The sequence below is a fragment of the Mesorhizobium sp. M7A.F.Ca.AU.001.01.1.1 genome (genome assembly GCF_004022735.1).
GTDB lineage: Bacteria > Pseudomonadota > Alphaproteobacteria > Rhizobiales > Rhizobiaceae > Mesorhizobium > Mesorhizobium ciceri.
This window is the reverse complement of the sequence record NZ_RZPF01000155.1, coordinates 1-10536: the sequence shown is the minus strand read 5'-3', so window position 1 is coordinate 10536 and position 10536 is coordinate 1. Positions and strand designations below refer to the sequence as shown.

The following is a 10536-nucleotide window of genomic DNA, read 5'->3' as shown; positions in this document are numbered from 1 at the left end:
CCATGACCCCGGGCAGCAGCCGCACCACCGCGTCGACCAGCGGGTGATCGACGCGCGGGGATTGGAGGAAGTCTCGATCGGCGATTTCATTCTCTCGGGTGGTGAGCCGGCCGCCCTTGTGCTGCTCGACGCGGTGGTGCGGCTGCTGCCCGGGGTCATGGGCAACGCGATGTCGGGCGAGGAAGAGAGTTTTGAAAACGGCCTGCTCGAACATCCGCACTATACGCGGCCGCAGGAGTTCGAAGGCCGTGACATTCCCGAGGTCCTGATTTCCGGCAATCACAAGAAGATCGCCGCCTGGCGGCGGGCGGAGTCAGAAAGACTGACAGCCGAGAGGCGTCCGGACCTGCTTGCCGCTGCTCAGCCCTTGGCAAAATAATAGAAGGCCAAAAACAGGCCGACGGCGACGACGAAGCCGCGCACGGCGTTTTGCGGCACCCGCTTGGCGATCCAGACGCCGGCATAGCCGCCGAGCGCGCCGCCCGGGATCATGATGATCGCCTGCGGCCAGGCGACGACGCCGCCCGAGACGAAGACGACGATCGCGACAGCGGCGATGACCATGGCCAGCATGTTCTTCAACGCGTTCAGCCGGTGATAGTCGCCGGCCTGGGTGAGGCCGAGCGTCGCCAGCATCATCACGCCCATGCCGGCGCCGAAGAAGCCCCCATAGATGGCGGTGAGAAACTGCGCGAGCGAGCCGGCCAGCGAGCCCACCGCCGCTTCATGGCCGGGCTTTGGCACTGGTTTCAGCCAGGGGCCGGCGGCGAACAGGGCCGTCGCGGCTAGCAGCAGCCACGGCACCAGAGCGCGAAACGAGGGATTGTCGAGCGCCAAAAGGATCAGAGCGCCGGCCAGTGCGCCCACGGCCGAGATCAGGCACAGCAGCAGCGCGCCGCGCCAGAAGTGCCTGATATCGGCCGAGTAGGCGAGGGTCGAGGTGATGTAGCCTGGAAATTGCGTCACCGAGGAGGTGGCGTTGGCAACGATCGGCGGCAGGCCGACCAACGTCATGGCGCCGAAGGTGATGAAGGTGCCGCCACCGGCGACCGCATTGGCGGCGCCTGACAGAAAGCCCGCTAGAAACAGCACGATGGCATCGAAGACAGACATGAATTGCGGCCGCTCAAAACTGTGTTATTTCAGGCTTTAGAAAGCCTGAACGACCGGCGCAACCCGGCACGGCAGGATTACGATGGTGCCATGCGAGCAGAAAATGCGCGCCCAAGGCGTGACAAAGCGGCGAAATAGCTGTATGTGCCCGCCCGTACCGGCCAGAAAGAATCTGCCGGACCCGTCAACAATGACGGTGTAGTCGCCCCTGCCTGATGTTTCAAAGACAAATGTCTTGGAGACAAAAGGCATAGCCAAGCGGTCAATGGAACTGCAAGGCGAGTGTCGGACGCTCTGACTGTCGGAAGAACAAGAAGTGGACTTTTGAGATGGATATTCTCCGTCAGCTCGAGGCCGAACAGGCCGCCAAGATCGAAGCCAAGCGCAAGCTTCCCGAATTCCAGCCCGGCGACACCGTGCGCGTCCAGGTCCGCGTGACCGAAGGCACCCGCACCCGCGTCCAGGCCTATGAGGGCGTCGTCATCGCCCGCGCCGGCGCCGGCTTCCAGGAGAACTTCACGGTTCGCAAGATTTCCTACGGCGAAGGTGTCGAGCGCGTGTTCCCGGTCTACTCGCCGATGGTTGAAGGCGTCGAGATCGTTCGCCGCGGCAAGGTGCGTCGCGCCAAGCTCTACTACCTGCGCGATCGTCGCGGCAAATCGGCCCGTATTTCTGAAAACACCGGCGTGCGCGCCCGCAAGCTGAACGATGAGGAGCGCGATGCGCTGAACGCCGAGAAGGCCCGTATCGAAGCCGAGAAGGTGGCAGCAGCCGAGGCCCTGGCCGTCGAGAAGGCCGCCCAGGACGCCGCCGAGAAGAAGGCCGCCGCCGAGGCCGAAGCAGCAGCCAAGGCCGCCGCAGAAGCGACCCCTGCCGAATAAGGTTTTCGGAAATCCCATTCAAAAAGGCGGCTTCGGCCGCCTTTTTTCGTTTCACCAGACTGTGAACGCTTTCAGCGCCAGACACAGGATCCGGCTGTTGACGGCGCATTACTTTGTGAACTAAATAATCGCGCACAAAGTAATTGGAGATTTGATATGGCACTCTACACCACACAGGCTCACGTCACCGGCGGCCGCGCCGGCCATGGCGAGACCAGCGACGGTCTGCTCAAGGTCGATCTGGCAATGCCCAAAGAACTCGGCGGGCCGGGGGGCGCCACCAATCCCGAGCAACTGTTCGCTATCGGCTATGCCGCCTGCTTCGAAAGCGCCATCCGCTTTGTCGCGCGCAAACAGAAGCTGTCGCTGACGGATGCCGGGGTAACCTCCACCGTCAGCCTGCTTCCCGATGGCGAAGGCTTTAAGCTCGGTGTCGCGCTCGCGGCGGAAACGAAAGGCCTTGATCAGGCGGCGGCGGAAGCGCTTGTATCGGAGGCGCACAAGATCTGCCCCTATTCCAACGCCATCAGGGGCAATGTCGACGTAGCGCTTTCGGTAAAGGCGGCATGACGGAAAAGACGACAAAGAGCACCAGGGACGTCCCGGCGGAGGCCACCGGGACGTTTCACGTTCCGCGGCTCGACCAACAGCTCTGCTTCGCGCTCTATTCGGCAAGCGGGCTGATGACGAAGCTCTACCGCCCGCTGCTCGATCCGCTCGGCCTGACCTATCCGCAATATCTGGCCATGTTGGCGCTCTGGGAACGGGCTCCAAGCACGGTCGGCGAGCTTGGCGAAGCGCTCGGGCTGGATTCGGCGACGCTGACGCCGCTGCTCAAGCGGCTGGAGGCCGGTGGCCTGGTCACACGCCGGCGCGACCCCGCCGACGAGCGCCGGGTTCTGGTCGAGCCGACAGCGAAGGGACAAGCGTTGCGTGAGCAGGCCAAAAGCGTGCCGGCGGCGATGCTTTGCAACCTGCCGCTGGATGCCGACGAGTTGAAATCCCTGCACCGCACGCTGACACGGTTCGTCTCCGGCTTGCGCAAGGCGGATGCCGGCATCGTGAAGCGGAGCTGATCGCTGCCGCGACACCGTTCATTCCTGAATCCCGGAAATGAAGGCATCGGAATCCCTTTTCGCGCGCGCTGACGCAGCGGACCGTCTTGCATGACGCTTGCGGAAAGCTAAAGTCGGCGCCGGATTTTCCTACAAGCCCGGCCGTGCCCGGGTCCTTCAATTTCCGGGGAGTGTGTCATGACCAAATCGAAACTGCTGCTGGCAGGCCTGCTTGCCCTCGTCCTGGTACCCGTTGCCGCCTTTGCGCAGGCGCTGCCCGACCTCGGCGGCAAAAAGGTGGTGGTTGTGACCGAAAACGCCTATCCGCCGCTGCAGTTCATCGATGCCAAGACCGGCAAGCAGATCGGCTGGGAATATGATGCGATGAACGAGATCGCCAAGCGGCTGAATTTCGCCGTCGAGTACCAGAACACATCCTGGGACGCGATGATCCAGGCGGTTTCCGACAACCAGTACAACATCGGCATGACCGGCATCACCATCAAGGACGACCGCAAGGAGAAGGTCGATTTCTCCGACCCCTATATGCGCTCGGAACAGTTCATGCTGGTGCGCGGCGATGAAAGCCGTTTCACCGACGCCAAGACCTTCGGCGCCTTCAAGGATGGGCTGATCGGCGCGCAGGCCGGTACCACGCCCTTCTACACCGCCGTCTACAGCGTGCTCGACGGCAATGAGCAGAACCCGCGCATCAAGCTGTTCGAGACCTTCGGCGCCACGGTGCAGGCACTGAAATCCGGCGACGTTGACGTCGTCTTGACCGACGGCACCGCGGGGAAGGGCTATGTCGACGCCTCCGAGGGCAAGCTGAAGCTGATCGGCGGACCGCTCGGCACCGAGGATTTCGGCTTCATCTTCCCGAAGGGTTCCGACCTGGTGAAGCCGGTCAATGCGGCGATTGCGGCGTTGAAGGCGGACGGGACGTTCGATGCGCTGAACAAGAAGTGGTTTCTTGATTACAAGATGGGGCAGTGATTTCGCACTGACTTCGCGCTTGAACGCCCCCCTCTGCCTTGCCGGGCATCTCCCCCTCAAGGGGGGAGATTGGCTGTTTTTTCCGCTTTCACCAATCACCAAAGTTGTAAAAAGAGTGCCGTCGACGAAGCTGCCAATCTCCCCCCTTGAGGGGGAGATGGCCGGCAGGCCAGAGGGGGCTGCCTTGGCGCAATCCTTTTGATGCCTCCCGCCTCTTCCTCCAAAGCCGACTTCCCCTGGTGGCTCGTCGTGGCCGTGACCATCGCGATCGCGGTGGCCGTCTTCGTCGCCACCAGCAATCTCTATGCCCAGGTGTTCGCCACGGTCGCCAAGGGCATCGGCGTCACCATCTTCGTCACCGTGATTGCCTTCGTGCTGGCGTCGGCCATTGGGCTCGGCATCGCGCTGATGGGAATGTCGGGTTCGCGCTGGCTGCGCCAGATCGCGCGCTTCTATGTCGAGATCATCCGCGGCGTGCCGATCCTGGTGCTGTTGTTCTGGATCGCCTTTGCCGGCGCGCCGGCCTTCGTCGCGGCCTGGAACGCGCTGACCGCGCCGCTGCAAAGCGCCGGCCTGTTCGGCGAGCTTTTGGTGCGCGACGTGTCGCTGTTGTGGCGCGCCATCATGGCGCTGACCATCGGCTATTCGGCTTTCATCTCGGAGGTTTTCCGGGCCGGCATCCAGGCGGTGGAGAAGGGCCAGATCGAAGCGGCGAAGGCGCTCGGGCTGACCCGCGCGCAGCGTTTCCGGCTCATCGTGTTTCCACAGGCGATCCGCACCATCCTGCCGCCCCTCGGCAATGATTTCGTCGCACTGGTCAAGGATTCCTCGCTGGTCTCGGTGCTCGGCGTTGCCGACATCACGCAGATGGGCAAGGTCTACGCCGCCGGCTCCTTTCGCTTCTTCGAGACCTATTCGATAACAGCCTACATCTACCTCATCCTGACCGTCGGCCTGTCGCTGGCGCTCAGGGCGCTGGAACGGCGGCTGCGCCGCCAGCACGAGGAATAGTTTTTCGGCCAAGGCAGCGCTACGATCCCCGAGCATTCCCGTTGAGGAGGTCCCATGATCGTCGACAAAGCCAATGCGGCGCTGGATTCCGTCTATACGGCCGACACGCCGGAAGCGCTTGAAGAGGCCTATGCCGCATGGGCCGGGACCTATGACAGCGAGACCGCCTCGCTCGGCTACCTCCTGCCTTTCCTGATCACCGCCTGGGTGGCGCGCCATGTGCCGGCGGGCGATGGCCCGTTGCTCGATGCCGGCTGCGGCACCGGCCTGTCGGGACCGTCGCTGAATGCGCTCGGCTACCGCGACATTGCGGGGCTCGACCTCTCGGACGATATGCTGAAGATCGCCGGCAGCCGCAATGCCTACAGCGAACTGAAGCAGGCAATGCTGGGCGGTCCGCTGCCGTGGCCGGACGGGTATTTCCGCGCCTTCTTCTCGACAGGCGTGTTCACCATCAGCCATGCGCCGGCGACAGGCCTGCACGAACTGGTGCGCATCACCCGCAAGGGCGGCCATGCGATCTTCACCGTGCGCGACCGGGTGTTCGAGAGCGGCGGCTTCCAGGCGGTGTTCGATGAGTTGGAGCAGACTGGGAAATGGCGGCCGGTCGAGGAAAGCCCGTGGTTCCGCTGCTATGCGATCGCCGAGCCGGATGCGCTGGTGAAGACTTTTGTGTTTGAAGTGATCTGAGCGGCGCGTTCTCCGATCTTGGCTTCCTTCCTCTCCCCCTGAAGGTGTGGAAGTGAGGACGAGGAACCCGAGTTCTGCGAAGGCAGCTTCCAATTGCCGAAAACCCAAAACATTGATATGAGCCACGCCATGGAAGAGCTTTTTGGCGATCCGGCCTACAAGGGGTTCGTGCTGCAGGACAGAAAACGCCTGCCGTCGCGCTTCTCCGCGCGCGTGTCCGGGGCGCTGACCAGCCGACTACCCTAGGCCGACCCATCGGGGTCGTTTCGCCGGGCCGGAGGTCCGGCACCTGCTCTTTCCCATTCTCATATCGACGGATTTACGCACATGAGCGCACCGCGCACCCTCTACGACAAGATTTTCGACGACCATGTCGTCGATCGCCAGGAAGACGGCACCTGCCTGCTCTACATCGACCGCCACCTGGTCCATGAAGTGACCAGTCCGCAGGCCTTCGAAGGCCTGCGCATGACCGGCCGTAAAGTCCGGCATCCGGAAAAGACGCTGGCCGTGGTCGATCACAATGTCTCGACTTCGCCCGAGCGCAAGTTCGGCATCAAGAACGAGGAAAGCCGCATCCAGGTCGAGGCGCTGGCCAAGAACGCCAGGGATTTCGGCGTCGAATATTATTCCGAGAACGATATCCGCCAGGGCATCGTCCACATCATCGGTCCGGAGCAGGGCTTTACACTGCCCGGCATGACCATCGTCTGCGGCGACAGCCACACCTCGACGCACGGCGCTTTCGGCGCGCTGGCGCATGGCATCGGCACATCCGAGGTCGAGCATGTTCTGGCGACGCAGACGCTGATCCAGCGCAAGGCCAAGAACATGCTGGTGCGTGTCGACGGCCAATTGCCGGAAGGTGTCACCGCCAAGGACATCATCCTGGCCATCATCGGCGAGATCGGCACTGCCGGTGGCACCGGCTATGTCATCGAATATGCCGGCGAGGCGATCCGTGCGCTGTCGATGGAGGGCCGCATGACGATCTGCAACATGTCGATCGAAGGCGGCGCGCGCGCCGGCCTGATCGCCGCGGACGAGACGACCTTCGCCTATGTCAAGGACAAGCCCCGCGCGCCGAAGGGCGCGGCCTGGGATGCGGCACTCGAATACTGGAAGACGCTACAGTCCGACGAGGGCGCGCATTTCGACAAGGTGATCGTGCTCGACGCGGCCAAGCTGCCGCCGATCGTCTCCTGGGGCTCTTCGCCCGAGGACGTCGTGTCGGTGCAAGGCATCGTGCCGAACCCGGACGACATCACCGATGAGAACAAGCGCACCTCCAAGCAGCGCGCGCTCGACTATATGGGTCTGACGCCGGGCACCAGGATCACCGACATCACGCTCGACCGCGTCTTCATCGGTTCCTGCACCAATGGCCGCATCGAGGATCTGCGCGCCGTCGCCAAGGTGGTCGAAGGCAAGACGGTCAGCCCGCATGTCGATGCGATGATCGTGCCGGGCTCCGGCCTGGTCAAGGAACAGGCGGAAGCCGAAGGCCTCGACAAGATCTTTGTCGCCGCCGGTTTCGATTGGCGCGAGCCGGGCTGCTCGATGTGCCTGGCCATGAACGACGACCGGCTGAAGCCGCATGAACGCTGCGCCTCGACTTCGAACCGCAATTTCGAGGGCCGGCAAGGCTTCAAGGGCCGCACCCATCTGGTGTCGCCGGCGATGGCGGCCGCGGCGGCGATCGCCGGCCACTTCGTCGACATTCGCGAGTGGAAGTAGTCCAGACTTGAACGGACCCGAGCCGCACCCGGCTCGGGTCAACGCTTCCCGTCGCGGCGGACGAGTTCGTGGAACTCCTCGCGGCGTCCGGGCTGTTCGGCCGCGACCACAAGCGCAAGCTGTTGTTCTTCGAAGAGCTTGAACCATTCGTCCCATTCGACGAGTTCATAGCCCCCCGCATTGAGCGGCCGTTCAGGCTGGTCCTGATCCTGATAGGCGTGCTGGCCGAAGACCAGCCTCAACATGGGCTGCGTCCCCGCTTCGGGCGAGATGTCGACGATTGCGGGAAAGCCGGCGCGCCCGGCAGCCCACGAGCGGATCGCATCGTGGTCGGTCAGTGTGATTGTGTCGGCCATCGGTCGCTCCAGATTGTCAACGAAGGAACGCTGACCGGAGACGGCGGTTCCCTGACATTATTTTGAGATGGCGGTCCTGCTTGCGGCGAGGCTTAACCGCTTGTTTGGGCTTGCCCTCTAAGCTCTTCCCCGACGTAAGCGAGGGGAAGTCATAGTCGTTTGGACACGGGTCTGCTCATAGCGCTGCTTAACCCGACGATCGCGCTGGCGCTCGGCGCGGCGTTCCTCGTGCTATGGTCCTATCAGCGCCACCGCCCCTATCTGGCCGTGCTGGCGCTCAGCTACAGTCTCTCGGCGGTGGGCTTCCTGCTTCAGTATTTCACCTTGCCGATCGGCATGCCGCTGACCAAGCTGGTGTCGAACATCTGCTTCAGCATCGCCGGCTGCTGCCTGGCCGGCGCCATCGTCCACCGCTATGGCCGCAAGGTGCCCTATGTGGGGATCGGCGCGCTGGCCTGCGGGGGACTGGCGTCGTTCTGCTGGTTCCTGTTCATCGCGCCGGATCTCACCTGGCGCATCCTGGCGATGAACTTCGCTTTCGGCGGTATCAGCCTTCTGGTTGCCGCCGAACTGCGCCCGGTGCGCAACAACGGCCCGACCGAGAAAATCCTGTTCGTGCTGTCGCTGCTGTCGGGCGTCAACTTCTTCGTGCGCACCCTTATCGTCGTCATCGCGCACGGGCCCTTCACGAGCTATGACGGGTTCTATGGCTCGTCCTACTGGACGACGGCGCTGCTGTCGCACGCGCTGCTGTCGCTGCTTATCGCGCTGTGCCTGTTTTCCGCCGCGGCACTCGACGTGTTGAAGGCGTTGAAGACCGAGACCTTTACCGACCCCCTGTCGGGCCTGCTCAACCGGCGTGGCTTCGAGGAGCGCGGCATGCTGCTCTTGCGGCACTGCGCCTCGGCGCGGTTCCCGGTCGCGTTGGTGCTGGCCGACCTCGATCATTTCAAGGCGCTCAACGATGTGCATGGGCATGGGGCGGGCGATCGCGTGATTGCCGATTTCGCCGCCAAGCTTCGGTCGGCGGCCGGCGCGCGCGGTGTTGCCGGGCGTATCGGCGGCGAGGAATTCGCCGTGCTGCTGCCACTCAGCGATCTTGCCGCGGCACGGCTGTTCGCCGAAGCGGTGCGCACGGTCTATTCGGCCGGCCATGTCGACGGGCTTCCCCAGGGAACGAAGGTGACGGCAAGCTTCGGCGTGGCGGCCCGCAGCGGTGACGAGGCGCTGGAGCCGCTGATGCGCCGTGCCGACGATGCGCTCTACAAGGCCAAGAAGAACGGCCGCGACAGTGTACGCCTGTCCTATGAGCGGCCGGAAACGGCGTTCCTGCCGGAGCCGCTCAAGACCGGCTGAATCCTGGCCGGCCAGGACGTTAACGTCTTCTTCGCCCGTCGATGATTAGCTGTCGGCGCGGGTGCGGGAGAACATGAGCGGCGCCAACTTCATCCTGTTGATCAATCTGTCGGTTGCCGGCCTGCTGGCGGCCTGCTTCATGGCGGTCGCCTTCCACGATGTCGGCCGGGCGCCGGCGCGCTGGCTGGCATTTGGCTATCTGCTGGGCATGGCCTATTCGGCCATCGAATTCTCCATTCCCGCTTTTGCCGACGCGCGGCTCCCGGTCGTTGCCGCCTTCGCGGTCTTCCTTGCCGCCACCATTGCGTTCAATGGCGGGCTTGCCCGCAAATACGGCGTGGCGCCGCCCTGGAAGGCGATGCTGTTTTTCCTGTTGGCCACCACCATAGCTGTGTATTTCGTACAGGACCTGCCCCGCCAGTCGCTGATCCGCATCATGGCTTACCAGCTTCCCTATGCGGTCATGCAGTTCATCGGGCTGGCCATCGTCTGGTCATCGAGGCAAAAGCTTGCCCGTCTCGATCGCATATTGATGGCCGTGCTGGCGGCGAGCGGCCTGCAGTTTGCCTCCAAGCCATTCATCGCCCATGCGCTCGGCGGCTGGGGCGCCAATCCGCAAGCCTATCTGCAAAGCAACTACGCGCTGGTGTCGCAATCGCTCGGCACTGTCTTTGCGCTGGCGCTGGCGCTGCTGATGCTGGCCATCCTGGTTCGCGACGTGCTTGCCGAAGTGACGTCGAAGTCGGAGACGGACACGCTTTCGCGCCTGCTCAATCGCGGCGGCTTCACCCGCCATGCCGAACTGGCGGTGCTTGGCGCCCTGCGGCAAGGCGTGCCGGTCGCGCTGGTCATAGCCGATCTCGATCATTTCAAGAGCGTCAACGACAGCTTCGGCCATGCGTCCGGCGACCGGGTGATCGAGACTTTTGCAGGCTTCCTGCGTGAAGCCGCCGCCGCGCATCACGTTGCCGGCCGCATTGGCGGCGAGGAGTTCGCCATCATCCTGCCGGGAACCAACCTTGCCGCGGCGCGGCTGTTCGCCGAGGGGACGCGCAGCGCCTTCGGCGCGCTGCCCATAGACGGACTGCCGGCTGACAACCGCTGCACCGCGAGCTTCGGCGTCGCCGAACTCCATGCGAGCGAAGACTTTGCCGATCTGATGCGGCGGGCCGACCAGGCGCTCTATCAGGCGAAGAATGCCGGGCGCGATTGCGTGCGCGTCTCCGTCGGGCCTGCCGGCAACTGGTCGTCAGCCGGAACGGAAGCTAACGGCAGGGGCTGAGTTCGGGCATCTCGCCGTCGGAGAGGCCGTACATATAGGAGCGGCCCTTCACCAGCACC

Annotated in this window: 11 protein-coding genes and 1 pseudogene; 10 read left to right on the top strand and 2 right to left on the bottom strand. The window is 63.7% G+C overall.

What is annotated here, in order from left to right:
* A pseudogene (locus EN884_RS12235) lies at positions 1-379 on the top strand (tRNA (guanosine(37)-N1)-methyltransferase TrmD); the annotation flags it as partial.
* Here EN884_RS12235 and EN884_RS12230 read toward each other — a convergent pair.
* Positions 361-1113: a sulfite exporter TauE/SafE family protein gene (locus EN884_RS12230; protein WP_063169535.1), complete on the bottom strand. Its 753-nt coding sequence runs from the start codon at positions 1111-1113 to the stop codon at positions 361-363. The pseudogene EN884_RS12235 and the gene EN884_RS12230 overlap by 19 nt on opposite strands.
* Positions 1114-1442: 329 nt before the next feature.
* On the opposite strand from EN884_RS12230, the gene rplS reads away from it, so the two are divergent.
* The 7 genes from rplS to leuC all read left to right on the top strand — a co-directional run bounded on the left by rplS (position 1443) and on the right by leuC (position 7483).
* The gene (gene rplS / locus EN884_RS12220) at positions 1443-1994 is read left to right on the top strand and encodes a 50S ribosomal protein L19 (RefSeq protein WP_013528861.1); all 552 of its coding nucleotides are present in this window, start codon (positions 1443-1445) and stop codon (positions 1992-1994) included.
* A 156-nt stretch (positions 1995-2150) separates the two neighbouring features.
* Entirely contained in the window at positions 2151-2564 is a 414-nt protein-coding gene (locus EN884_RS12215) for an organic hydroperoxide resistance protein (protein WP_013528862.1), read from the top strand.
* Positions 2561-3070: a MarR family transcriptional regulator gene (locus EN884_RS12210; RefSeq protein ID WP_013528863.1), complete on the top strand. Its 510-nt coding sequence runs from the start codon at positions 2561-2563 to the stop codon at positions 3068-3070. Before EN884_RS12215 ends, EN884_RS12210 begins: the two co-directional genes overlap by 4 nt.
* Positions 3071-3247: 177 nt before the next feature.
* Positions 3248-4045: a transporter substrate-binding domain-containing protein gene (locus EN884_RS12205; RefSeq protein ID WP_013528864.1), complete on the top strand. Its 798-nt coding sequence runs from the start codon at positions 3248-3250 to the stop codon at positions 4043-4045.
* A gap of 201 nt (positions 4046-4246) precedes the next feature.
* Positions 4247-5056 (top strand): amino acid ABC transporter permease, encoded by an 810-nt coding sequence (locus EN884_RS12195; protein WP_027163295.1) that lies wholly within the window; start codon positions 4247-4249, stop codon positions 5054-5056.
* A gap of 54 nt (positions 5057-5110) precedes the next feature.
* Positions 5111-5746 (top strand): class I SAM-dependent methyltransferase, encoded by a 636-nt coding sequence (locus EN884_RS12190; RefSeq protein ID WP_063169534.1) that lies wholly within the window; start codon positions 5111-5113, stop codon positions 5744-5746.
* 327 nt (positions 5747-6073) lie between these two features.
* The gene (gene leuC, locus EN884_RS12180; protein ID WP_063169533.1) at positions 6074-7483 is read left to right on the top strand and encodes a 3-isopropylmalate dehydratase large subunit; all 1410 of its coding nucleotides are present in this window, start codon (positions 6074-6076) and stop codon (positions 7481-7483) included.
* Between the two features lie 38 nt (positions 7484-7521).
* Here the strand turns inward: leuC and EN884_RS12175 are convergent, their stop codons facing one another.
* Complete coding sequence (locus EN884_RS12175) at positions 7522-7839, bottom strand: hypothetical protein (protein WP_013528869.1); 318 nt, start codon at positions 7837-7839, stop codon at positions 7522-7524.
* Positions 7840-7998: 159 nt separating this feature from the next.
* Between EN884_RS12175 and EN884_RS12170 the strand changes: the two genes are divergently transcribed.
* On the top strand, positions 7999-9195 hold the full coding sequence (locus tag EN884_RS12170) for a GGDEF domain-containing protein (protein WP_063169532.1): 1197 nt from the start codon (positions 7999-8001) through the stop codon (positions 9193-9195).
* Positions 9196-9268: 73 nt separating this feature from the next.
* Positions 9269-10477 carry a GGDEF domain-containing protein gene (locus EN884_RS12165; RefSeq protein WP_063169531.1) on the top strand — a complete coding sequence of 403 codons (1209 nt, stop codon included), beginning with the start codon at positions 9269-9271 and terminating at the stop codon, positions 10475-10477.
* Positions 10478-10536: the final 59 nt, after the last annotated feature.